Consider the following 20,211-nt stretch of genomic DNA (forward strand, 5'->3'; position numbering starts at 1 on the left):
GATCGAGATGGACTCCCTGGCCGTGGCGCCCGTGGACGGGCAGGCGGGGGGCATCGGCATGGAAGCCCCGCCCCCCGGCTACATGGAGCAAAGCCGCGCGGCCGACCAGAGGCGGCGCGCCTTTTTCGACTACCTCGACGCCGTGGCGGCCGCCGTGCACGCCCGCAGGCTGGACGGCGGGAACGAAGACCTCATCGGCGTGGCCACCTTCGCTTTCATGAGCCTTGGCGACGGCACCTTCAGTGCCCCCGTCCTGCGCCAAAGCTCCGGCTCGGCGGCCCTGGACGCCGCCGCGCGCCAGGCCATCGCCGCCGCCAGCGGCACGGTGCGCCGCCCCGCCCTCCTGGGCCGGGGCGACATCCCCATCCTTTTGCAGGTCAAATACCAGTACGGGCTGCGCTGAGGTTCACCCGGACGGGCTCTTCGCCTCGCCGTTTCGGCCCGCCAGCCCGGCCTGCAAGGGGTTGCCGGTCCGGGTGTTCCGGCACGGCCCAGGCTCCCCGAGGGCAGGCGTGCCCGGCCCTGGCCCGATGCGTTTTAAGCCCAGCCGGAAATCAGCGTCCGGGCTCGAACAGGCGCAGCAGATCCGCGTAGCCCTCGCGCTGCATCTCCTCGCGGGGGATGAAGCGCAACGCCGCCGAGTTGATGCAGTAGCGCCGCCCCGTGGGGGCCGGGCCGTCGTCGAAGACGTGCCCGAGGTGGCTGCCCGCCCCCCGGCTGCGGACCTCGGTGCGCACGGCCCACAGGCTATGGTCCTCGTGGGCGGTTACGGCCTCGGGGGCCAGCGGGCGGGTGAAGCTCGGCCAGCCCGTGCCGGAGTCGAACTTGTCCGTGGAGGCGAACAGTGGCTCCCCGGACACCACGTCCACATAGATGCCCTGGCGGTGCTCGTTCCAGTAGGGATTGTCGAAGGGCGCCTCGGTGCCGCCCTCCTGGGTCACATGATACTGCAACGGGCTCAGGGTCTGCCGGAGCCGTTGCCTGTCGGCCGGGCCGCAGCCCGAAGGCGCGGCAGTGTCGTCGTGGCGCATGGTTTCCTCCCGGGCGGGCGCTCCCGCCCCGTGCGGCCCGGCCAGGGCCGACGGCGGGCAGGACGCCGCCGCCAGCAGGGCCAGGGCAATGATGGCCGTCTTGGTGTCCATGATCTCTCCCGGGGCGCCTGTGCGCCCCATGCACCAAGAATCAGCACGAATGCCCGGCGCGTCAAATGCCCGTGCCCGGCGCCCCCGGGGGCCGGACGGACGTGCCCCGGGGGCGCGTCAGCGGGCCGCCACGCGCCGGACGGTGCCGTCGCCCCGGCAGGCCACCCACACCCCGCCGTCGCGGTCGCAGACCACGGCCACGGGTTCGGCCAGCCCGGCGGCCAGCACCGAGCGGACTCCGCCGGGCTCCAGGCGCACGACCTCCCCGGCCGCCGTGTCGGCCGCCACCAGGCGCCCGCGCCGGTCCAGCGCCAGGGCGCCCGGGGCGGCGGGCAGGCCGTGGCCCGCGTCCAGCCACAGGCGCTGGCCGTCGGCCATGACGCAGGCCACCCGCCCGCTCTGGGCGTCGGCCACATAGAGCAGCCCGTGGGCATCCAGGGCCAGGGCCTGGGGGCGGCCCAGGCCCTCCAGCACTTCGGCCCGCCCCGGGCCGGGCCCCGCGCCATCGGCCCCCCGGCAGGCCCCCAGCCCCAGGGCCGCGCCCAGCGCCAGCCCCAGGGCACACAGCGTCACGCCCCGGCGCATGGTTCCACCCCCCGTTCCTGGAACACCTCGCGGACCACGGCCGCAGCGCGCAGCGCCGCCGGGAACCCCGCGTAAACGGCCATCTGGATGACCACCTCGACGATCTCGGCGGGCCGCACGCCCACGTTGAGCGCGCCGTGGACGTGTACCGCCAGTTGCGGCGCGGCGTTGCCCAGGGCCGCCAGGGCGGCCACGGTGGCTATCTCGCGCTCGCGCAGGCCAAGCCCCGGGCGCGAATACACGTCCCCAAAGGGAAACTCGATCACATAGCGCGCCAGGTCCGGCGCGAACCCGGCAAGGGAATCCAGGACCTTGCGCCCCGCGTCCCCGTCGATCTGCCCCAGTCGTTCCAGTCCCCTGGCGTAGCGTTGGTCGTCCATGCGCACCTCCTTGGCTCGACACTTGACGCGACGCTACGCCCGGCTTATCAAGACATCCAATATATTTTGAAATGGCTATCAAGACGCGGAGCATATCAATATGGAGCTGCGCCAGTTGCGCCACTTCGTGGCCGTGGCCGAGGAGCTGCATTTCGGCAGGGCCGCACAGCGGTTGAACATTTCCCAGCCGCCCCTGTCCCAGTCCATCCGCAGGCTCGAGGACGAGCTGGGAGCCCCGCTGCTGGCGCGCACCAGCCGCAGCGTGACCCTGACGCCGGAAGGCGGGGTCTTCCTGCCCGAGGCGCGGGCCATCCTGGCCCGGGCGGACCACGCCGCGCGCGCCGTGGGGCTCATGGCCCGGGGCGACGGGGGCATGCTGCGCATCGGGCTCGTGGGCCCGGCCCTGGAGGGCGGGCGCCTGCCCTGCCTGATCCGCGCCTTCTGTCAGGAAAGCCCCCAGGTGCGCGTCCAGCTCGACCAGCTGAACTCCATGGAGCAGCTGGCCATGCTGCGCGAGGGCAGGCTGGATGTGGGCGTGGTGCGCCTGTTCCAGAAGCACGCCAAGGGGCTGGTGGTCCGCCACTACGCCAGCGAGCCCTACGTCCTGGCCCTGCCCGAGGGCCACCGCCTGGCCGCCAGGGCCGTGGTGCCCCTGGCGGACCTGGATGGCGAGCCGCTGCTCATCTTCCAGCGCCACGCCAACCCGCAGCTCTACGACGCCATCGTGGGCGCCTTCAGCGAGGCCGGAGTCTGCCCCGACCTGCTGCACGTCTCGCTGGTCAAGCACACCACCACGGCCCTGGTGGCCGCCGGGCTGGGCGTGACCCTGCTGCCCCGGGGCATGGTCAGCGTGCCCCGGGCCGGGGTCCACATCCGGCCCCTGGAGGGCCGCCTGCCCCTGGTGACCTTCTCCGTGGCCTGGAATCCGGAAAACGAGACCCCGCTGGTGCGCCGTTTCGTGGAGGCCGTCCTGACCAGCCACGCCGAGGGCTGCGCCCCCGGGCCCAGGCCAAGCCCCGGGCCCTGAAACGCGAAAAACCCCGCCATGCGGGGTTTCTCGCGCCGGACGCGGTTCCGTCCCTGCCCGGCGCGGGGCGCCGGGGGCCGGGTTCAGGCCCAGCCCTGGAACACCCGCCCGGCCTCGGCCTCGATGGCCGTCTTGCGCTCGCGCAGGTCGGTGGCCAGCGGCTCGTGGCGCGTCCGGGCCGACAGCAGGTCGTCGGCATAGCGCCGCAGGGCCCGCGAGATGTCGCTGGAACTGGCTGTGGACAGGCGGGCCGCCGTCCACACGGCCAGCAGGTCTTCGCGCTGGGACACGGGGTCCGCCGGGGTCAGGGCGCGGGCGGGGCCGCCGGGGGCAGCGCCTGCGCCAGGGCCTTGATGAGCGTCAGGTTCGACTCGGTCTTGGCCTGCAACGCGGCGATGCGCGCGCCCTGCTCCTCGGTCAGCACCGTCAGCGCCCGGACCTGGGTTTCCAGGGCCTGGATGCGCTGCTCCTGGGCGTCCAGGCGCTTGCGGGCCAGGGCATCGGTGTCGGCCAGGGCCGGGGCGGCCAGCAGGGCCGCCAGGACCAGGGCGATGAACAATACGGACGGACGCATGGCACACCTCCGGTCTGCTCCGGCCGGGGTTGCCCCCGCGCCGGGAATGATTAGCTCCTTTGGCAGAACACACGAGAACGAGGAGCGCGTCAAGTGTCCGCAACCCTGCATGTCACCTGCCCCGCCTGCGCGGGGGTCAACCGTGTGCTGGCCGACCGGCTGGGCGGCGGCCCGGTGTGCGGCCGCTGCCGGGCGGAGCTGCTGCCCGGGCGGCCAGCGGAGCTGGACGGCCCCGGGCTGGAGCGCTTCATCGCGCGCAACGACCTGCCCGTGGTGGTCGACTTCTGGTCGCCGGGCTGCGGCCCGTGCCGGATGATGGCCCCGCAGTTCGACCAGGCCGCCCGGGAGCTGGCCCCCGGCGTGCTGCTGGCCCGCTGCGACGTGAGCGCCGCCCAGGACGCGGCCGCGCGCCACGCCGTGCGCGGCGTGCCGACCCTGATCCTCTTCCGCCGGGGGCGCGAGGCCGCGCGCATCAGCGGCGCCCTGCCCGTCGGGGACATCACGGCCTGGGTCCGCGCCGCCCTGTAGGCAGCCGTGCGCCCTCAGGCGCGCGAGTCCAGCAGGGCCCCCGCCACGATCTCGGGCACCTTGGCCGCCCCGGGGGTGGGCTGCGGGTCGCCCGGCCGGGGCAGGACATCCTCGGCCAGGCGCCGACCCGAAAGCAGCGCCTTGAAGCCGATGGCCGTGCGGTCGAACAGGCCGAGTTCCTCCCCGGTCCGCACGGTCCAGCGCATGATGGCCTGCGAGGCTTCGCGGCCCACGAGAACGGGATGCTGAAAAGCGGACATGCCGAGGCCTCCGGACCCCACCCTAGCCCAGGGAGCCGCTTCCGGCAAGGCCCCCGCGACCCGGGGCTTTTTGCCGGACCATCGCGGGCGTTGACCTGGGGAGGCCCGCGTGGGTATACAATGGGCCATTGCCTTGCGCGAAAAACAGCCACTCCCGCAGGATCGCCCATGCACACAGAACGCAGACACAGCCCGCGCATGACCGTCGAAGGCATCGGTTTCGTCACCTTGACCCTCAAGGGCGCCTACGAGGTCATGGGCACCCTGGAGGCGGTCAGCCGCAGCGGCCTGCTGCTCGCGCTGCTGCCCACGGGGCCGGAGTCCGAGCCCGCGCCCGGGGACGGCGTGACCCTGGGCGAGCTGCCCGTGGGCCTTGCCGACCTCATGGCCGGACGCCCGGGGCATGTCGTCTGGGCCGACGACACGCATTGCGGCATCTCCCTGGACCGGCCCCTGGATATTTCCGACGCGGCCCTGCAACGGACCCTGCGCGAGAACAACCTGCTGCCCTGGACGCAGTGGCGCGGCTAGGCCCGGCCGCGCACCCCTGCCCGCCATGACCGCCGCCACAGCACCCCAGCGCCGCGACTACCGGGCCGCCATCCCTCCGGCCCGGGTCCTGGGGCTGGCCCTGTGGTTCGCCGATACCCTGGGGCCAGGCGACATCGCCGATCCCGCCGAGCTCGGCGCGCCGCAGCTCGACCGCGACGCCTCCCGGGCCTATCACCTGCACCTGGCCAACCTCTCGGCCAGCGGCATGAACCTGCGCATCGCCAGCCGCAAGCTGTACGCCACCCGGGCCGGGGCCTTCGCGGGGCGGCGCTTCCTGGTGCGCCTGAGCCTGGCCGGGGACGGGGAGCCCCTGTCCCTGCTGCTGCTGGCGGAGGTCCGTCGCGACCAGCGCGTGGAGGGCGGCGTTGAGCTGGCCCTGGAGTTCATCGCCCGCGGGCGCTTCGTCAGGGCCGCGCGCAGCCTGCACCTGTTCCCCCTGCGCGGGCGCGGGGTGGACAGGCTGGCGGCCGTGGTCTGCCGGGAGTGCGCGCAGCCCGCCCCGGCCTCGTCCGCGCCCGGGCGCGCCGCCCCGAGGGCCGTGGCCTGGTACGAAGCCCTGGGCTGAGGCGCGCGGCGCGCGACGCGACACGGGCCGCATCCCCCGGCGGGGATGCGGCCCGTGCTGTTCCGGCCGGGGGCGCCGGTGCGGCCTAGAGAATCTGGCTCAGGAAAAGCCGGGTCCGCTCGTGGGCCGGGTTCTGGAAGAAGTGGTCGGGAGTGCCCACCTCCAGCACGCGGCCCTGGTCCATGAACACCACGCGGTCGGCCACCTCGCGGGCGAAGCCCATCTCGTGGGTCACCACCACCATGGTCATGCCCGCCCGGGCCAGGTCCTTCATCACGTCGAGCACCTCGCCGACCATTTCGGGGTCCAGGGCGCTGGTGGGCTCGTCGAAGAGCATGACCTTGGGGTCCATGCACAGGGCGCGGGCGATGGCCACGCGCTGCTTCTGCCCGCCCGAGAGCTGGTCGGGATACACGTTTTCCTTGTCGGCGATGCCGACCTTGGCCAGCAGGCCCCGGGCCTTGGCCACGGCCTCGTCGCGCCCGCGCCTGCGCACGACAACCTGGGCCATGACCAGGTTGTCCAGCACCGACTTGTGCGGAAACAGGTTGAACTGCTGGAAGACCATGCCGGCCTCGGCGCGGATGGCGTTGATGTCGCTGTCCGGATGCAGGACACCCATGCCGTCGATGGTGATCTCGCCCCCGTCGGCGTATTCCAGGCGGTTCAGGCAGCGCAGGAAGGTCGACTTGCCCGAGCCGGAGGGCCCGATGACCACCACCGTCTCCCCCGCGGCAACGGACAGGGACACGTCGTTCAGCGCGTGAATCTTTTCCGGAACATAGAAGTACTTGTGTACGTTCTTTGCGGTAATCATCCTACATCGCCCTCCTCTCCAGACGCTGCACGAACAGCGACAGGGTGAACGTCATGACGAGGTAGAGCACCGCACAGACGATCCACATCTCGTAGGTTTGCAACGAGGCGGTGACCACCTCGCGGGTGACCTTGGTCAGCTCGCGGATGGCGATGACGCCAAGCAGCGAGGAGTCCTTGATCAGGCTGATGAACTGCCCGGCCAGGGCGGGCAGGATGCGCTTGATGGCCTGGGGCATGACCACCTTGCGCATGGCCTGGGAGTAGGTCATGCCCAGGGAGCGCGCGGCCTCCATCTGGCCCAGGTCCACGCTCTGGATGCCCGCGCGCACGATCTCGGCGGTGTATGCGCCGGTGAAGATGGCCAGCCCCAGGGCGCCGTACCAGAAGGTCGGGACCTTGGGCAGGGCCGCGTTGGTCAGGATCTGGTTCACCAGGGTGCCGATGACGTAGTACCAGATCATGAGCTGCACCAGCAGCGGCGAGCCGCGCACCAGCTCGATGTAGGTGATGGCCGTCCACTTGAACGCCGGGTTGTCGGAGATGCGCGCAAGGCCGGTGAGCATGCCGATGGCCATGCCGATGACAATGGCGATGGCGCTGATCTTCAGGGTGATCCACAGGCCCGAGAGGAACAGCCCGGTCTTCCACTGGGAGCGGGCGCCCAGGGTGTCGCCGGGATAGACGAAATCGCCCTGGTGCACGCGCACGTCGTCGGCGGGCACGAGGTAGTCCTGGGTGCCCTCGCCGTCCCATTCGCGCACGGTGACCAGTGCGTCCTTGCCCTGGGCGGCCACGTCCACCACCTCGCCCTCGATCTCGGCGACGACGCGGATCACGTCCTCATAGAAGAAATATTGCGGCACACGGTACCAGCGCCATGTGTAGTCCACATACTGGGTGGCCGCATAGATGCCCAGCACGCACAGGGCCACCCCGGCGAGGAAGACCCCGGTCCAGAATTTGCGATAAAGGGGACTGCGCGGTTTGTCCAAACCGGAATAAAGAGTCATGTCGGTTGCTGCTCCCGTTTGGGGTGCTCCGCCCGGGCGGGGCCGCGAGGGGCCCGGGCCGCCGGAGCCACGAAGCCGCCCCCGCGCGCCGCGTCGCGGCGCGCGGGGGCGCAGGCAAACGCCCTGGGCGGGGCTACTGCACGTTCTGGAACCAGCTCGTGCTCTTGATCCACTTGTCGTAGATGCGGTCGTAGCGGCCGTCGGCCCTGATCTGGGCCATGAAATTGTTCAGGAAGTTCAGGAAGTCGGGGTCGCCCTTCTTCAGGCCGATGGCCAGAGGCTCGTAGGTGAAGGGCTTGTCGAGCAAGACAAGGTTCGGGCTGTTCTGCTGGGCCATGAAGACCACGCAGAAAGGCAGGTCGTAGACGAAGGCGTCGGACTGGCCGTTGACCACGTCCAGGGCGCCGTCGGCTTCCTTGTCGAAAGATTTGTAGGTGGCCTTGGGGATCATGCGCTTGACGGCCATCTCGCCGGTGGTGCCGATGCGCGAGGCCACGGTGAACTTGGGATCGTTCAGGTCCTTGTAGGACTTGACCTTGTCCTCGAGCTTCTTGTTCAGGATCACGGCCTGGCCCACGACGATGTAGGGCTCGGCGAAGTTGATCTGCAGGTTGCGCTCCTGGGTGAGCGTCATGCCCGAGAGGATGATGTCGAACTTGTCGGCCAGAAGCGCGGGGATGATGCCGTCGTAGTCGGTGTTGACGATGGTCAGCTTGACGCCCATGGCCTTGGCCAGTTCCTTGGCCAGGTCCACGTCGAAGCCGATGATCTCGCCTTTCTTGTCCACCATCTCGAAGGGCTGGTAGCCCGCGTCCAGGCCGACGAGCAGCTCGCCGCGCTTGAGGATGGTTTCCACGGTGGATTTCTGGGCCAGGTCGAAGTCTGCGCAGAAGGCCTGGGACGCCAGCACCGCGATGAAGAACGCGGCCAGCATCAGTTTCCTGAAGCACTGCATGGGGGTGACTCCTTGACGATAGGGGTTTATCCGACCCCGGCCCGGAGCCGCTCCGGGCCGGGGGTCGCACGCGCTAATACTTGCCCTCGGTGAGCACTTCCTTGATGATCATGGTCTTCTTGCACACCGGGCACACGGGCATCTTCTCCCCGGGCAGGGAAATGATCTTGGAAATCTTGTGGATGGGGCAATGCACCTCCACGATCTCGTGCCTGTAGCGGTCCTTGAGGGTCTTCATGGCTCCTCCCGGGCGCCCTTACGCGCCCCCGGTTCCGGGCTGGTCCGCAAAGCGCAGGGACAGGCAGGTCAGTCCGCCGTCCATCTTGCGCGTCTCGCTCATGTCCAGTTCCACCACGGGCAGGCCCAGGCCGTCCAGCAGGCGGCGCACGCCGGGGAAGCCCGCCGGGGTCAGCAGGGTGCCGTTCACATACAGGGTGTTGGCCGCGTAGTCCTCGCCAGCGGGGGTGACCAGCACGTCGTAGCCCGCCAGCACGGGCAGCCCGGCAAAGTCCGGCGTCGCCAGCAGGGTGCGCCCGCCCAGGTGGTTCACGCCGGACTTGAAATGCAGCCCCTGGCCCACGGGCACGGTGTCCACGGCGTAGCCCCGGGCGGTCATGATCTCGGTGAACTGGCGGGCGCCTTCGGCGTTGGTGCGCTCGGACAGGCCGACGAAGAAACGCCGGTCCACCAGCAGCACGTCGCCGCCGTCCAGGGTTCCGGGGGCCTCGATGCGCGCCAGGCGCTTGTAGCGCCCCAGGGTCGGGGCGACGGTGCGCTCCTCGCCCCGGCGGGCCGGGGCCCCGGGGTTGGTGATCACGGCCACCTCGGGCACCACCACGGCGGTGTCTTCCACAAAATGGGCGTCGGGGAAGTCGTTTTCGGGCGGCAGGGTGATCACGGTCAGCCCCAGGGAACGCAGGGCGTCGACATAGGCGTCGTGCTGGCGCAGCATCAGGTTGTAGTCGGGAGCCCCCAGGCGGCCGGAAGTGGTCAGCCCGGAGGCGAAGTTCTCGCAGGGAACGCGGACGAGGGCGTGGGTAAACATGCAGGGCTCCAGTTGTCGATCCGGTGACGAAGGCAGGGTTGTATCCGGGCCGAAGAGCGCTGTAAACCCCCGCGGCCCTCAGCGGCCCTCGGCCCTGCGCCCCAGGGCCCGGGCCACCAGCTTGTGGAAGGCCAGGGCCGTCCGGGGGTCGGCCTCCTCCAGGTGGGCCAGGGCCTCGCGCGAGAGGCGGCCGACCACCGTGCGGCCCTCGGCCACGGCCGTGCCCGGGGCCACATAGGCCCGCAGGGCGGCCATGGGCGCGGCCAGGGTTCCCGGCCCCAGGGAGCGGATGCGCTGCGGCGCGCCCTGCCCATAAGTGGCCATGACGGCCAGGGCGCCGTGCAGGACCATGTAGGCCCCGTGCGGGTCCTCGCCCTGGCGGAACAGCTCCTCGCCGCTGGCCAGTTCGCGGCGCTCCAGGGCCGGGCCCAGGCGCTCGGCCAGGGCCTCGAAGCGTTCCATCTCCTCCAGGTGCCGGGCCACGTCGTCGGCGGCCATGTCGAAAAGCGCGTCGCGCCGGGCGTGCCCGGCGGCGCCCAGGGCGGAGTGCTCCTCCTCCAGGAGCCTGTCCTCGGCCCATTCCAGGGCCGCGTCCAGGTCCGGGAACGGGCGCACATGGGCCATGGCCTCGGGGCTGGCGTTGGCGTCCAGCAGCCCGAAAAGCCCCCGGGGCGGGGCGGCCAGGAGCAGCACGGCCCCGGTGGCCTGGGCGCGCTGGGCCATGCGCTGGACGGTGTTCACCGCCGAAATGTCGTAGCCGTCCAGCCCGGCCATGTCCATGACCACGAAGCGCGGGGGGCGCCCCCCGCGCAACAGGCCGCCGACGCGCTCGCCAAGCAGGTTCGCCGAGCCGAAGAACAGGAACCCGCGCAGCCCGAAGATGCGCAGGTCGCCCCCGCGCGAGCGCAACAGGACGCGGTCGGTCACTGGGCGGTGGCGGGCGCTCGCCGCCTCGGCGCCGCTGCGCTCCCAGGCCACCACGGGCACCCGGCTCATGCGCACCACGAACAGCAGCACCGCCAGCCCCAGCCCCAGGCCCACCCCGGTCAGGAACCCCGAGTGGACGATGGTCACGGCGATGAGCGCCACGATGGCGTAGTCCACGCGCGTCAGGCGCTTCCAGCCGCCCACGAGCCAGTCGCTGACGAACAGCAGCCCCAGGAGCAGGACCAGCCCCCCCAGCAGCGGCCGGGGGAACAAGGCCAGCAGGGCGCCGCCGGCCAGCAGCACCCCGGCGCAGACCGCGGCGGCGGCCAGGGGGATGAGCCGCGAGGCGACCCCCGTGCGCGGCCCGAGCAGCGACAGGGACAGGGCCGGATAGCCCGGAAAACCGCCGCCCAGGGCCATGAGCAGCCCGCCCCCGGCGGTGGTGAACATCTCGCGCTCCATGTTCAGGTCGCGCCGCGCGCCAAGTTCGATACCGCCCACGTTGAGCAGCAGCCCGAGCAGCGCCAGCAGGGCCGCCGTGAACGCCTCGGGCGCATGGGCCAGCACCACGTCCCAGCGCACCTGGGCCAGGTCGGCGGGGCCGAGGGCGGGCCACAGCCCGCCAGCGGGCAGCTCGGCCAGCAGCCAGCCGCCCTGGCGCGCGGCTTCCAGGCTCGTGCCCGTGGCCAGCAGCCAGGCGTGGAACCCCGCCAGCCCCAGGACGATGGCCCCGGGCAGCAGCAGGAAATGGGGCCGCAGGCTCAGCGCGGCGAACACCGTCAGGGCGAAGGCCGCACCCGGAATCCAGAACCGGGCGACGGGCCAGGAAAAATACGCCCCCAGCGTCTCGAAGCCCGCGCCGACCCCGGTCATCACGCCCAGGCCGCCCAGGCCCAGCAGGATGCCGCTGCCCGCCAGGAAGCCGCCCACCACGGGATAAGGCAGGAAGCGCACCAGGTTGGCCAGCCGAAAGCGGCCGACGACGAAGAACAGCGCCGCCATGCCCACGCAGGCCAAGGCCATGAGCGCGGCCACGGTGGCGAAGCGGGCCTGGGCCGGAGCCAGGGCCAGGGCCCCGGCCATGGACGCGGCCGCCCCGGCCAGCACGGCCGCGGGCGCGTCCTGCGGCTGGCTGACCAGCCCCGGGAAGGAACTGAACAGGGCGCAGGCCAGGGACATGGCCACTGCACCGAACAGCGTGAGCCCCGCCCCGCGCGCCGCCAGGGGCGCCAGGGGGCCCGAGAAGACCATGCTGGCCAGGGAGATTTCGATGACCACCAGCAGAACGCCGATGACCGCCCCGTAGCTCAGGGCGGGGAGCGCCCGCGGGGACCGCAGGTCGGCGAGGATGTCGCGCAGGCTGTTCATGGGGCGCCCCTTGAGGTGACGTGCGTGGCGCGGGCCCGGCGGCCCCGGCGCCAGCGGCACTGTGCCCGTTTTGCAGGTAGTTGGCAACGAAAAGGCCGCGCTGCGGCGAGTGGCGCGCCGGGGTCGCCGGGCGCCGGGGCCCCTGCTGACGGACGGCCCCGCCCTTCGGAAGGCCGCAAATTCATGGTGGCCCTGACGGGGCGAAAAATGCTACGAAACCCGGCACGGCGCCCCGAGGGACGCCCCGGCCCGGCAGCCCGGCCGTGCCGCAACCTTCAGCAAGGCGCATCCTCATGACCACCCGAAACAAGCGTATCCTGCTCGCCGTCGCGGCCCTGGCGGGCGTCCTGCTCCTGGGGGGCTGGATCTACGCGAACCGCCAGCTCTCGGCCCTGGTCGACGACGCCCTGGCCCGCGCCCGGAGCCAGGGTGTCGACGTGACCTATAAAATACGCACGGTCAACGTCCTGTCCTCGCAGATGGTCCAGTTCCAGAAACTGACGCTGCAAACGCCCCAGGGCGAGACAAAAATCGACAGCGCGGCCCTGTCTCCGCTGCCCGGCCGCAGGTGGGACTTCCCCGACGCCGCGCGGGTGGAGCTGCGCGGGGCGCGCCTGCCCCTGCCCCAGGCCCCCGCCGAGGGCCAGGCCTTTCTGGACGCGCTGGAGATGGAGGAAATCCTGGCCGACTGCGACATGCGCTATGTGCACGACCCCGGCGCCCGGACCGTGGAACTCCAGGAGCTGACCGTGAACACCCACGGGCTCTACCGCCTGACCTTCGACGGCGCCTTCCAGAACCTGCCCCCCGACCTGGACGGCGGCCCCGAAAGCCCCCGGGCCCGGGAGGCCATGAAGGAGATGACCACCACGGGCATGGCCCTGGAGCTGGAAGACCGGGGTCTTGTGGACAAGCTCTTCACGGCCTACGCCGCGGCCAACGGCAACGCGGCCAACGCGCCCCTGCTGCGCCGCATCGTGACCGGCTTCGCCAAGAACCTGGCCGGGGAGCTGTTCCCGGCGGCGGACCAGGACCTGCTGGAGCGCATCCACGCCTTCCTGGACGACCCCAAGCTCGCGGGCCTGCGCCTGCGCTGCCAGCGCCCCCTGACCCTGGATGCCATCGACGACCTGCCCGTGGATTCGCAGGACGTGACCATCCTGGCCAAGCTGGAGACCGCCCGGACCCTGGGCACGACCGAATACTTCGACGCCAAGCCCCTGCTGCGGCGGGGGGAATGAACAGCGCGGTCCCCTCCGGGCAGGGCCGCCGGGCACAAGGGGCCGCCTCTGGGGGCGGCCCTTTGCCTCGCTCCCCGGCCGTGCCCTGCAGGACCGGCCTGCGCCCGGGGCCGGGCGGAGGCAGGGCCGGGGCATGCTGACCATCCGTTGCGCCGTGTGCCGGGCCAAGCTCTGGAAATACAACAAGCTGGGCAAGGGCGAGGTGCTGCGCTGCCACAAGGCGCGCATCGTGCGCTGGCTGGAGGGCATCGAGGCCGCGGGAGAGGCCCTGTGCCCCTGCGGCAACCGCGTGGGCATCGACAAGGGCACATACTGGAAAATGATCCGCAAGGCGTTCAGTCACTCGGGCGACACGGTGAACAGGCTCTAGGGACGGACCAGGGAAGGCGCGCGCACCCGCCCTGGCCGGGGCGGGCCGGAAGAGGAGCCCCCTGTGCTTTCAGGCCGGACGCCACGCCGCAGGCGACCCCGGGGCGTCCCGCGTGTGGCCTGCCCGGACAGGCCCGCGCACGGGGACGGGCGCCAGGGGGCGACGGGCGGCCTCCCCCGCGCTCCGCTCCGCCCTGCCCTCGCCCGGCCTTCCGACCCTCGCTTTTCCCGCCTTGTCGGAGACTCCCCGCCTTCCCGGCCCCGCCCTTCGGCCTGCCCCGCTTTCCGGTCCTTGCCCCCGCCCACCTGCCGGCATCCCCCCGTCTCCCGGCCTTCAGCCCTTCCCGGCCCGCGGCCCAACGCGAAAAGGCCGCGCCCCGGGGGGTGCGGCCTTTTCCGATCATGCGCGCGGGGCGCTACTTCTTGAGCCAGGTCATCATGCCGCGCAGCTTGGCGCCCACCTGCTCGATGGGGTGCTCGGCGGTCATCTTGCGCATGGCGTGCATGGACGCCTGCCCGGCCACGTTCTCCAGGATGAACTCCTTGGCGAAGCGGCCGTCCTGGATCTCCTGGAGCACGCGCTTCATCTCGGCCTTGGCCGCGTCGTTGACGATGCGCGGGCCGCGCGTGAAGTCGCCGTACTCGGCGGTGTCGGAGATGGAGTGGCGCATCTTGGCCAACCCGCCCTCGTAGATCAGGTCCACAATGAGCTTCACCTCGTGCAGGCACTCGAAGTAGGCCACCTCGGGCTGGTAGCCGGCCTCGCACAGGGTCTCGAAGCCCTTCTGGATCAGCGAGGTCAGGCCGCCGCACAGCACCACCTGCTCGCCGAAGAGGTCGGTCTCGGTCTCTTCCTTGAACGTGGTCTCGATGACGCCCGAGCGGGCGCCGCCGATGCCCTTGGCGTAGGCCAGGGCGATGTCCTGGGCCTTGCCGCTGGCGTCCTGGTGCACGGCCACCAGGCACGGCACGCCGCCGCCCTCGGTGTACACCCGGCGCACGAGGTGCCCCGGGCCCTTGGGGGCGACCATGACCACGTCCACATCCTTGGGCGGCAGGATCTGCGAGAAGTGGATGTTGAACCCGTGGGCGAAGAACAGCACCTTGCCCGGGGCCAGGTTGGGGGCGATGTCGGCCTTGTAGACGGCGGCCTGCACCTGGTCGGGCAGCAGGATCATGATGCAGTCGGCCTTCCTGGCGGCCTCGGCGGCGGACAGGGGCTCGAAGCCGTGCTCCTTGGCCAGGTCGTAGTTCGGCCCGCCGGGGCGCTGGCCGATGACCACGTTCACGCCCGAATCGCGCAGGTTCTGGGCATGGGCGTGGCCCTGGCTGCCGTAGCCGATGATGGCCACGGTCTTGCCCGCAAGCAGGTCGAGGTTGGCGTCCTGGTCGTAATAGATTTTCATGGTCATCCTCTCCAAAGCGTTGTGGTTGAACCAAAATGCAGACGAGAAATCAGCCGCCGGAGGCTCCCCGCGCGGCTGATTTCCGTATCGGTCGAAACCTCGTGCGCGCCGGGTGGTCTCCCGACCGGCGCGGTGTCATTCCTACTGCATGCTCCTCTTCATGGCCACCGCGCCGGTCCTGGCGATCTCCTTGATGCCGAACCGCTGTAGTAGCGCGATGATGGCCTCCAGCTTGCCGCGGTCGCCCGTGGCCTCGATGGTCAGCTCGTCGGACGAGACATCCACCACCTTGCAGCGGAAGATGTCCACGATGCGCAGGATCTCCGCGCGTTTTTCGCCCTCGGCGCCGACCTTGACCAGCATCATCTCGCGCTCCACGGCCATATGGTCGTTCATGTCCACGACCTTGATGACCGTGACCAGCTTGCGCAGCTGCTTGATGATCTGCTCGATGACCACCTCCGGGGCGGAGGTGGTGATGGTCATGAGCGACACCTCGCGGTCGAGGGTCGGGCCCACGTTGAGGGTTTCGATGTTGTAGCCCCGGCCGCTGAACAGCCCGGCGACCCGCGAAAGGACCCCCGGCTCGTTCTCCACCAGAATGGACAAGACGTGTCTCATGGCCGCGCTCCTCCTAGACCAGCAGCATCTCGTGCAGCGAGGCCCCGGCAGGGACCATGGGATAGACGTTCTCCTCGCGCGAGACCACCACGTCCACAATGGTCGGCTTGCCGTTGCCGAAGGCCTGCGCCAGGACGGGCCGGACCTGGGCCGGATCCGTGACGCGATAGCCTTCGGCGCCATAGGCCTGGGCGAGCTTCACGAAGTCCGGCGCCCAGTCCATGCAGGTGGCGCAATAGTTCTTCTTGTAGAACAGCTCCTGCCACTGGCGGACCATGCCGAGGTACCCGTTGTTGAGGATCACGATCTTCACGGGCAGGTTGTAGCACATGGCCGTGGCCATTTCCTGGATGCACATCTGGATGGAGCCGTCGCCGGCCACGTCGATGACCAGGGTGTCGGGGAAGGCGACCTGCGCGCCGATGGCCGCCGGGAAGCCGTAGCCCATGGTGCCCAGCCCGCCGGAGGTCAGCAGGGTGCGCGGCTTGTGGTAGTTGTAGAACTGCGCGGCCCACATCTGGTTCTGGCCGACCTCGGTGGTGATGATGGCCTCGCCCTTGGTCAGCTCGTAGATGGTCTCCACCACGGCCTGGGGCTTGATCTCCCCGGAGTCGGCGCCGTTGTAGGTCAGCGGGTGGTCGATCTTCCACGCCTTGATGGTTTCGGTCCACTGCTGGCGCTTGCGGCGCAGGGTTTCCGGGCCGCCTGCGGCCTCCACCTGGGCCTTCAGGGCCACCAGCGTCTCGCGGCAGTCGGCCACGATGGGCACGTCCACGCGCACGTTCTTGCGGATGGAGGTCGGGTCGACATCCACATGGATGACCTTGGCGCCCGGGGCGAAGGTCGCCAGCTTGCCGGTGACGCGGTCGTCGAAGCGGGCGCCCACGGCCACCAGCAGGTCGCACTCCTGCACGGCGCGGTTGGCCGCGTAGGTGCCGTGCATCCCGAGCATGCCCAGCCAGAGCGGGTCGTCCCCGGGAAAGGAGCCCAGGCCCATGAGCGTCGCCGTCACGGGCACGTTGAGCTTCTTGGCCAGCCAGGTCAGCTCCTTGTGGGCGTCGGAGGAAACCACCCCGCCGCCGACGTAGAACAGCGGCCTGTCGGCCTTGTGGATGGCCTCCAGCGCCCGGGCCACCTGTTTGGCGTTGGGCGTCAGGTTGGGGTTGTAGCTGCGCATGCGCACCTGGCGCGGATACTTGAACTCCGTCCTGGCCTGGATCACGTCCTTGGGCAGGTCGACCAGCACGGGGCCGGGGCGCCCCGTGCGGGCCAGGTAGAAGGCTTCCTTGATCACCCCGGCAAGGCGCGCCACGTCCTTGACCAGGTAGTTGTGCTTGGTGCAGGGCCGGGTGATGCCCACGATGTCCACTTCCTGGAAGGCGTCGTTGCCGATGAGCGGCGACGGCACCTGCCCGGTGAAGATCACCACGGGAATGGAGTCCATGTAGGCGTTGGCGATGCCGGTGACGGTGTTGGTCGCCCCGGGGCCGGAGGTCACCAGGCAGACGCCGACCTTGCCCGTGGCCCGGGCGTAGCCGTCGGCGGCATGGATGGCCCCCTGCTCATGGCGGACCAGGTAGTGCTTGATCTCGGGATGCCTGGGCATCTCGTCGTAGATGTCGATGACGGCTCCGCCGGGGAAGCCGAACACCGCGTCCACGCCCTCGCGTTTCAGGCATTCGAAGAGTATCTGCGCCCCGGACAGCTCCATGGTCAGACCTCCTCGAGACGCCTGTCCAGAACCTTCTGCAGCTTGGTCTTGCCCATGAGCTTCTTCTTCTTGATTTCCTTCATCACGCGCTCCTCCTCGGGAGTGCGGTAGGTCTTCTTCTCCAGCTTTTCCAACTGTTTTTCATAGAGGAGATGCTCTTCCCACAGGGCCTTGACTTCGGGGCTCTTGTCGGCCATCTCGGCAATCAGGTCGAGGTCCTTCTTCTCCATGGATCCTTCTCCTTATGTTGTTGCGCGTTCGCGCCGCCAGCCTCGCCTCGCGCTCCGCTAGGCTGGCCAGGACGGCGACGTTTCTGCCGCTACGAGCAGCGTCTTTTCGCGGCTTTTCTCGCCGCCTGCGATGCTGACGCCGCTTTTTTTCACCTGAAAGAGCCGCGCCGCGAAGGCCACCAGGGCCTTGTTGGCTTTGTTGTCCACCGCCGGGGCCGTCAGGCGGAGCTTGAGCCGCCCGTCGTGGACCCCGTCCACGGCGTCCTTGCGGGCTCCGGGCACCACGCGGACCTGCACCCGCCACAGGCCCGGGCCGCAGGGGCTGGCGTATTCCGGCTCCCCGCAGGGCACGGGGTCAGGCCCCGGCCTTGGTCAGGAACTTCAGCTTCGACTCCGCGTCGTCCAGCTTCTCCTGCTCCTCCTTGTCCGCCTCCAGCATCCGCAGGTGGGCCTCAAGGATGGAGCGCAGCTTGATTTCGAACTGCGTGCGCTGCTTCTTCAGCTCGGAGATGTCTCCGTGCAGCTGGGCCAGCCGCTGGTGGGTCTGGTTCAGCATGACCTCGGCCTTCTGGTTGGCCGCGTCGATGATGAGCTGGGCCTCCTTCTGGGCGTTGGCCTTCATGTCGTCCATCATGCGCTGGGTGGTCATGAGCGTGTCGCGCAGGGTGGCCTCGCGGCTCTTGTGCTCGCCAAGGGCCTCCTCAAGGGCAGCCACGCGCCCTTCCAGGGCTTCCTTGGCCTCGGCCAGGTCGCCCAGGCTCTGGGCCGTTTCCTGCAGGAAGGCGTCGACCTCCTCGCAGCTGTAGCCCCGGAACGAGCGGGAAAAAATCTTGTTCAGCACGTCGATCTTGCTGACTTTCATGACGGGGCTCCGCTAGAAGCGCTGGGCCAGGGCCACCAGGTTGTTCACCAGGAAGGTGTCCAGGAAAACCACGGCGAAGATGACCACGATGGGCGACAGGTCGAATCCGCCGATGCGCACGAAGGGCAGCCAGGTGCGGATGCGGTAGAACAGCGGCTCTGTCAGGCCGCGCAGGGTGCGCACCACGGGGTTGTAGGGGTCGGGGTTGACCCAGGTCAGCAGCGCGGAAATGATGACGATCCACATGTACAGGTTCAGGGCCATGCCGAGGACTTTGGCCACTGCCAGCAGGAAGTATCCCAATGCAGCCTCCTTTCAGGCCCCGCGGGCGCACGGGAAGTCGAACGCGGGTACCAATTCAGTTCGCACAGACGCAATTACGAATCAAGGGAAATTTCCGCCGGGCATCCGGGAACGCCCGTGCGCCGGGCCTCGCCCAAGGCTGGCCAGCCGCCGCCCCAGGCACCAGAAGTCGTCCACATGCATGTCGGCGCGCAGGGCCTCGGCGCGGTAGGCCCAAAAGCGCACCCCGGCGCCGCGCGCCGCGCGCTGGTCCAGGATCGTGTCGCCCACGAAGGCCACCTGCGCCGATGTGGCGCGCCAGCGGTTCAGGATGCGCCGCAGCCCGTCGGGCGCGGGCTTGGGCTTCACGTCGCGCGCGGTGACCGCGGGGTCGGAGAGGTGCTCCAGGCCGAAGGTTTCCAGCGCCAGTCCCATGGTCGAGGAGCGGTTGGTGAACACGCCCAGGCGCAGGCCCGCGTCGCGCGCGGCCTCCAGCATGGGCACCAGCCCCGGGGCCGGAAGCATGAGGTGGATCAGCTCGCGGTAGTCCAGCCCGGCGCGCACGGCCTGGGCCTCGGCCAGCCGCCCCTCGGGGGTGATGCGGATCACGGATTCGTTGACCGCGTGGGCGTGGACGTATTCCTCCATCTGCGCGTCCATGGGCTCCAGGCCCAGCCCTTCGCGGATGGCGTTGTAGTAGGCCTTGTTGACCTCCCAGGAGTCGAAGAGCACCCCGTCGCAGTCGAAGACCAGCCCGGTGAGCCCCTGCATGAGCCGGGGGTCGGTGAAGTCGGTGCAAAGCGGCATGGGCCCCTACTCCCCCGCTCCGGCCTCGCGGACCAGCACCGCGCGCTCCTGGTCCAGCCAGGGCGCCTCGGCCAGGGGTCTGGCCGCGCCCATGAGCACGCGGCCCGGGCAGCGGGCCAGGAACCAGGTTCCGTCCGGCGCCCCGGGCAGCAGGGCCTCCAGCCGCGCGCCCGCCACGGGTTCCAGGGCCACTCCGGCCTCGCGCCAGAAGCCGATCACCGGCGCGGCGTCCGCATACAGGACGGCCCCGGCGGGCAGCAGGCGCAGCATGGCCGCCAAAACGGGCTGCCACTGGCCGGGCTCGGCGTAGGGCTCCTCGGGGGCCGGGTCCAGGGCCAGCCCGCCTGCGGCGGCCAGCTCGTCCATGTCCTCGGGCTCCAGGCCCAGGGTCGCGCCCAGCCGCTCCACTGCCCCGCCGTGGGCGGCGCCCAGCTCGCGGACCTCGGCCAGCCCGCGCTCGCGCTCCCAGGCCAGCAGCAGCACGGCCTGGGCGCGCAGCCGCGAGTCGCCGGAAGCTTCCCCGGCCGGGGCGGGCCCGGGGGTTCCCCGGCCCTCCAGGGCCTCCAGCTCGCCGACGATGGCGCTGACGGGATCGCCGTAGGGGTCCGCGCCGGGGGCCTTGGCCGCCGCATCGGCGGCGCGCAGGGCCCCGGGGGCGAACAGGCCAGCGTAGCCCGTGGCCTGCGCCAGCCAGCGCGCGGCAGTGGCCGCGTCCAGGGGCAGGTCCGGCGGCGTGAAGCGCTCCCCGGCCTCCGGTCCGGCGGGCAGCCCGGGGTCCAGGTGCAGCACGCCGGGCACGGCCGCCCCGCGCGAGGCGGGCAGCAGTTCGGGAAAATGGATCAGCACGGTGCGTTCGGCCATGATCAATCCTCGTTGGGGCTTGCGGCGCCGGGCGGCGCCTCAGTCCTCGGGTCGCGGGCAGGGGGCGAAGCGGCGGCAGCGGCC

The 20,211-nt window shown here is 70.6% G+C and carries 28 protein-coding genes; 7 read left to right on the forward strand and 21 right to left on the reverse strand.

Annotated elements, in window-relative coordinates; genetic code table 11:
- On the forward strand, positions 1-403 hold a 403-nt coding region (locus M0P34_RS03685), incomplete at its 5' end, for a TonB C-terminal domain-containing protein (protein WP_291496501.1).
- A 151-nt stretch (positions 404-554) separates the two neighbouring features.
- Here the strand turns inward: M0P34_RS03685 and msrB are convergent.
- The 3 genes from msrB to M0P34_RS03700 form a co-directional block, all read right to left on the reverse strand.
- Positions 555-1,142, reverse strand: a complete 588-nt coding sequence (msrB, locus tag M0P34_RS03690) for a peptide-methionine (R)-S-oxide reductase MsrB (protein ID WP_291496504.1) — start codon at positions 1,140-1,142, stop codon at positions 555-557.
- Between the two features lie 117 nt (positions 1,143-1,259).
- Positions 1,260-1,715 (reverse strand): hypothetical protein, encoded by a 456-nt coding sequence (locus M0P34_RS03695; protein WP_291496506.1) that lies wholly within the window; start codon positions 1,713-1,715, stop codon positions 1,260-1,262.
- The gene (locus M0P34_RS03700; RefSeq protein ID WP_291496508.1) at positions 1,712-2,107 is read right to left on the reverse strand and encodes a carboxymuconolactone decarboxylase family protein; all 396 of its coding nucleotides are present in this window, start codon (positions 2,105-2,107) and stop codon (positions 1,712-1,714) included. Before M0P34_RS03700 ends, M0P34_RS03695 begins: the two co-directional genes overlap by 4 nt.
- Before the next feature lie 100 nt (positions 2,108-2,207).
- On the opposite strand from M0P34_RS03700, the gene M0P34_RS03705 reads away from it, so the two are divergent.
- Complete coding sequence (locus M0P34_RS03705; RefSeq protein ID WP_291496510.1) at positions 2,208-3,134, forward strand: LysR substrate-binding domain-containing protein; 927 nt, start codon at positions 2,208-2,210, stop codon at positions 3,132-3,134.
- An 83-nt stretch (positions 3,135-3,217) separates the two neighbouring features.
- Here the strand turns inward: M0P34_RS03705 and M0P34_RS03710 are convergent, their stop codons facing one another.
- Both M0P34_RS03710 and M0P34_RS03715 read right to left on the reverse strand, forming a co-directional pair.
- Positions 3,218-3,424 (reverse strand): hypothetical protein, encoded by a 207-nt coding sequence (locus M0P34_RS03710; RefSeq protein ID WP_291496512.1) that lies wholly within the window; start codon positions 3,422-3,424, stop codon positions 3,218-3,220.
- A 14-nt stretch (positions 3,425-3,438) separates the two neighbouring features.
- On the reverse strand, positions 3,439-3,708 hold the full coding sequence (locus tag M0P34_RS03715; RefSeq protein ID WP_291496514.1) for a hypothetical protein: 270 nt from the start codon (positions 3,706-3,708) through the stop codon (positions 3,439-3,441).
- 93 nt (positions 3,709-3,801) lie between these two features.
- Here M0P34_RS03715 and M0P34_RS03720 point away from each other — a divergent pair, with 93 nt between their 5' ends.
- Positions 3,802-4,236, forward strand: a complete 435-nt coding sequence (locus M0P34_RS03720) for a thioredoxin domain-containing protein (protein WP_291496516.1) — start codon at positions 3,802-3,804, stop codon at positions 4,234-4,236.
- A gap of 14 nt (positions 4,237-4,250) precedes the next feature.
- Here M0P34_RS03720 and M0P34_RS03725 read toward each other — a convergent pair whose 3' ends face one another.
- The gene (locus tag M0P34_RS03725) at positions 4,251-4,496 is read right to left on the reverse strand and encodes a hypothetical protein (RefSeq protein ID WP_291496518.1); all 246 of its coding nucleotides are present in this window, start codon (positions 4,494-4,496) and stop codon (positions 4,251-4,253) included.
- Positions 4,497-4,694: 198 nt separating this feature from the next.
- Between M0P34_RS03725 and M0P34_RS03730 the strand changes: the two genes are divergently transcribed.
- Both M0P34_RS03730 and M0P34_RS03735 read left to right on the forward strand, forming a co-directional pair.
- Complete coding sequence (locus M0P34_RS03730) at positions 4,695-5,027, forward strand: hypothetical protein (RefSeq protein ID WP_291496521.1); 333 nt, start codon at positions 4,695-4,697, stop codon at positions 5,025-5,027.
- 25 nt (positions 5,028-5,052) lie between these two features.
- Positions 5,053-5,613 (forward strand): PilZ domain-containing protein, encoded by a 561-nt coding sequence (locus tag M0P34_RS03735; RefSeq protein ID WP_291496523.1) that lies wholly within the window; start codon positions 5,053-5,055, stop codon positions 5,611-5,613.
- Positions 5,614-5,698: 85 nt separating this feature from the next.
- On the opposite strand, the gene M0P34_RS03740 is transcribed toward M0P34_RS03735, so the two are convergent.
- The 6 genes from M0P34_RS03740 to M0P34_RS03765 all read right to left on the reverse strand — a co-directional run bounded on the left by M0P34_RS03740 (position 5,699) and on the right by M0P34_RS03765 (position 11,737).
- Positions 5,699-6,430 carry an amino acid ABC transporter ATP-binding protein gene (locus tag M0P34_RS03740; protein WP_291496525.1) on the reverse strand — a complete coding sequence of 244 codons (732 nt, stop codon included), beginning with the start codon at positions 6,428-6,430 and terminating at the stop codon, positions 5,699-5,701.
- A gap of 1 nt (position 6,431) precedes the next feature.
- The gene (locus M0P34_RS03745; protein ID WP_291496527.1) at positions 6,432-7,442 is read right to left on the reverse strand and encodes an ABC transporter permease subunit; all 1,011 of its coding nucleotides are present in this window, start codon (positions 7,440-7,442) and stop codon (positions 6,432-6,434) included.
- Positions 7,443-7,575: 133 nt separating this feature from the next.
- Positions 7,576-8,397, reverse strand: coding sequence for a transporter substrate-binding domain-containing protein (locus M0P34_RS03750; RefSeq protein ID WP_291496529.1), 822 nt, complete (start codon positions 8,395-8,397; stop codon positions 7,576-7,578).
- 73 nt (positions 8,398-8,470) lie between these two features.
- A complete protein-coding gene (locus M0P34_RS03755) occupies positions 8,471-8,635 on the reverse strand; it encodes a hypothetical protein (protein WP_291496531.1) in 165 nt (54 codons plus the stop codon).
- A gap of 18 nt (positions 8,636-8,653) precedes the next feature.
- Positions 8,654-9,442 carry an arginine deiminase-related protein gene (locus M0P34_RS03760; protein WP_291496533.1) on the reverse strand — a complete coding sequence of 263 codons (789 nt, stop codon included), beginning with the start codon at positions 9,440-9,442 and terminating at the stop codon, positions 8,654-8,656.
- Positions 9,443-9,520: 78 nt separating this feature from the next.
- Positions 9,521-11,737, reverse strand: coding sequence for a SulP family inorganic anion transporter (locus tag M0P34_RS03765; RefSeq protein WP_291496535.1), 2,217 nt, complete (start codon positions 11,735-11,737; stop codon positions 9,521-9,523).
- Between the two features lie 293 nt (positions 11,738-12,030).
- On the opposite strand from M0P34_RS03765, the gene M0P34_RS03770 reads away from it, so the two are divergent.
- Both M0P34_RS03770 and M0P34_RS03775 read left to right on the forward strand, forming a co-directional pair.
- Positions 12,031-12,978 carry a hypothetical protein gene (locus M0P34_RS03770; RefSeq protein WP_291496537.1) on the forward strand — a complete coding sequence of 316 codons (948 nt, stop codon included), beginning with the start codon at positions 12,031-12,033 and terminating at the stop codon, positions 12,976-12,978.
- A gap of 133 nt (positions 12,979-13,111) precedes the next feature.
- Positions 13,112-13,348, forward strand: a complete 237-nt coding sequence (locus tag M0P34_RS03775; RefSeq protein WP_291496539.1) for a hypothetical protein — start codon at positions 13,112-13,114, stop codon at positions 13,346-13,348.
- A gap of 415 nt (positions 13,349-13,763) precedes the next feature.
- On the opposite strand, the gene ilvC is transcribed toward M0P34_RS03775, so the two are convergent.
- The 9 genes from ilvC to M0P34_RS03820 form a co-directional block, all read right to left on the reverse strand.
- Positions 13,764-14,753: a ketol-acid reductoisomerase gene (gene ilvC, locus M0P34_RS03780; protein ID WP_291496556.1), complete on the reverse strand. Its 990-nt coding sequence runs from the start codon at positions 14,751-14,753 to the stop codon at positions 13,764-13,766.
- 141 nt (positions 14,754-14,894) lie between these two features.
- Complete coding sequence (gene ilvN / locus M0P34_RS03785; RefSeq protein ID WP_291496540.1) at positions 14,895-15,374, reverse strand: acetolactate synthase small subunit; 480 nt, start codon at positions 15,372-15,374, stop codon at positions 14,895-14,897.
- Positions 15,375-15,387: 13 nt separating this feature from the next.
- Positions 15,388-17,085, reverse strand: a complete 1,698-nt coding sequence (gene ilvB / locus M0P34_RS03790) for a biosynthetic-type acetolactate synthase large subunit (RefSeq protein ID WP_291496542.1) — start codon at positions 17,083-17,085, stop codon at positions 15,388-15,390.
- 2 nt (positions 17,086-17,087) lie between these two features.
- Positions 17,088-17,315, reverse strand: coding sequence for a DUF465 domain-containing protein (locus tag M0P34_RS03795; RefSeq protein ID WP_291496544.1), 228 nt, complete (start codon positions 17,313-17,315; stop codon positions 17,088-17,090).
- A gap of 57 nt (positions 17,316-17,372) precedes the next feature.
- A complete protein-coding gene (locus M0P34_RS03800) occupies positions 17,373-17,666 on the reverse strand; it encodes a DUF167 domain-containing protein (RefSeq protein WP_291496546.1) in 294 nt (97 codons plus the stop codon).
- 4 nt (positions 17,667-17,670) lie between these two features.
- Positions 17,671-18,177 (reverse strand): DivIVA domain-containing protein, encoded by a 507-nt coding sequence (locus M0P34_RS03805; protein ID WP_291496548.1) that lies wholly within the window; start codon positions 18,175-18,177, stop codon positions 17,671-17,673.
- 12 nt (positions 18,178-18,189) lie between these two features.
- The gene (locus tag M0P34_RS03810; protein WP_291496550.1) at positions 18,190-18,480 is read right to left on the reverse strand and encodes a YggT family protein; all 291 of its coding nucleotides are present in this window, start codon (positions 18,478-18,480) and stop codon (positions 18,190-18,192) included.
- A gap of 81 nt (positions 18,481-18,561) precedes the next feature.
- Positions 18,562-19,266: an HAD family hydrolase gene (locus tag M0P34_RS03815; protein WP_291496552.1), complete on the reverse strand. Its 705-nt coding sequence runs from the start codon at positions 19,264-19,266 to the stop codon at positions 18,562-18,564.
- A gap of 6 nt (positions 19,267-19,272) precedes the next feature.
- Positions 19,273-20,127, reverse strand: coding sequence for a hypothetical protein (locus M0P34_RS03820; RefSeq protein ID WP_291496554.1), 855 nt, complete (start codon positions 20,125-20,127; stop codon positions 19,273-19,275).
- Between the last annotated feature and the right edge of the window lie 84 nt (positions 20,128-20,211).

Source organism: Desulfocurvus sp. (assembly GCF_023230885.1).
GTDB lineage: Bacteria > Desulfobacterota > Desulfovibrionia > Desulfovibrionales > Desulfovibrionaceae > Desulfocurvus.

Bases quoted from the DNA above. Each gene is read 5' to 3' on its own strand.
- msrB (WP_291496504.1), bottom strand. From the start codon at position 1,142: ATGGACACCAAGACGGCCATCATTGCCCTGGCCCTGCTGGCGGCGGCG.
- M0P34_RS03700 (WP_291496508.1), bottom strand. From the start codon at position 2,107: ATGGACGACCAACGCTACGCCAGGGGACTGGAACGACTGGGGCAGATC.
- M0P34_RS03705 (WP_291496510.1), top strand. From the start codon at position 2,208: ATGGAGCTGCGCCAGTTGCGCCACTTCGTGGCCGTGGCCGAGGAGCTG.
- M0P34_RS03715 (WP_291496514.1), bottom strand. From the start codon at position 3,708: ATGCGTCCGTCCGTATTGTTCATCGCCCTGGTCCTGGCGGCCCTGCTG.
- M0P34_RS03725 (WP_291496518.1), bottom strand. From the start codon at position 4,496: ATGTCCGCTTTTCAGCATCCCGTTCTCGTGGGCCGCGAAGCCTCGCAG.
- M0P34_RS03730 (WP_291496521.1), top strand. From the start codon at position 4,695: ATGACCGTCGAAGGCATCGGTTTCGTCACCTTGACCCTCAAGGGCGCC.
- M0P34_RS03735 (WP_291496523.1), top strand. From the start codon at position 5,053: ATGACCGCCGCCACAGCACCCCAGCGCCGCGACTACCGGGCCGCCATC.
- M0P34_RS03740 (WP_291496525.1), bottom strand. From the start codon at position 6,430: ATGATTACCGCAAAGAACGTACACAAGTACTTCTATGTTCCGGAAAAG.
- M0P34_RS03745 (WP_291496527.1), bottom strand. From the start codon at position 7,442: ATGACTCTTTATTCCGGTTTGGACAAACCGCGCAGTCCCCTTTATCGC.
- M0P34_RS03750 (WP_291496529.1), bottom strand. From the start codon at position 8,397: ATGCAGTGCTTCAGGAAACTGATGCTGGCCGCGTTCTTCATCGCGGTG.
- M0P34_RS03755 (WP_291496531.1), bottom strand. From the start codon at position 8,635: ATGAAGACCCTCAAGGACCGCTACAGGCACGAGATCGTGGAGGTGCAT.
- M0P34_RS03760 (WP_291496533.1), bottom strand. From the start codon at position 9,442: ATGTTTACCCACGCCCTCGTCCGCGTTCCCTGCGAGAACTTCGCCTCC.
- M0P34_RS03765 (WP_291496535.1), bottom strand. From the start codon at position 11,737: ATGAACAGCCTGCGCGACATCCTCGCCGACCTGCGGTCCCCGCGGGCG.
- M0P34_RS03770 (WP_291496537.1), top strand. From the start codon at position 12,031: ATGACCACCCGAAACAAGCGTATCCTGCTCGCCGTCGCGGCCCTGGCG.
- M0P34_RS03775 (WP_291496539.1), top strand. From the start codon at position 13,112: ATGCTGACCATCCGTTGCGCCGTGTGCCGGGCCAAGCTCTGGAAATAC.
- ilvC (WP_291496556.1), bottom strand. From the start codon at position 14,753: ATGAAAATCTATTACGACCAGGACGCCAACCTCGACCTGCTTGCGGGC.
- ilvN (WP_291496540.1), bottom strand. From the start codon at position 15,374: ATGAGACACGTCTTGTCCATTCTGGTGGAGAACGAGCCGGGGGTCCTT.
- ilvB (WP_291496542.1), bottom strand. From the start codon at position 17,085: ATGGAGCTGTCCGGGGCGCAGATACTCTTCGAATGCCTGAAACGCGAG.
- M0P34_RS03795 (WP_291496544.1), bottom strand. From the start codon at position 17,315: ATGGAGAAGAAGGACCTCGACCTGATTGCCGAGATGGCCGACAAGAGC.
- M0P34_RS03805 (WP_291496548.1), bottom strand. From the start codon at position 18,177: ATGAAAGTCAGCAAGATCGACGTGCTGAACAAGATTTTTTCCCGCTCG.
- M0P34_RS03815 (WP_291496552.1), bottom strand. From the start codon at position 19,266: ATGCCGCTTTGCACCGACTTCACCGACCCCCGGCTCATGCAGGGGCTC.
- M0P34_RS03820 (WP_291496554.1), bottom strand. From the start codon at position 20,127: ATGGCCGAACGCACCGTGCTGATCCATTTTCCCGAACTGCTGCCCGCC.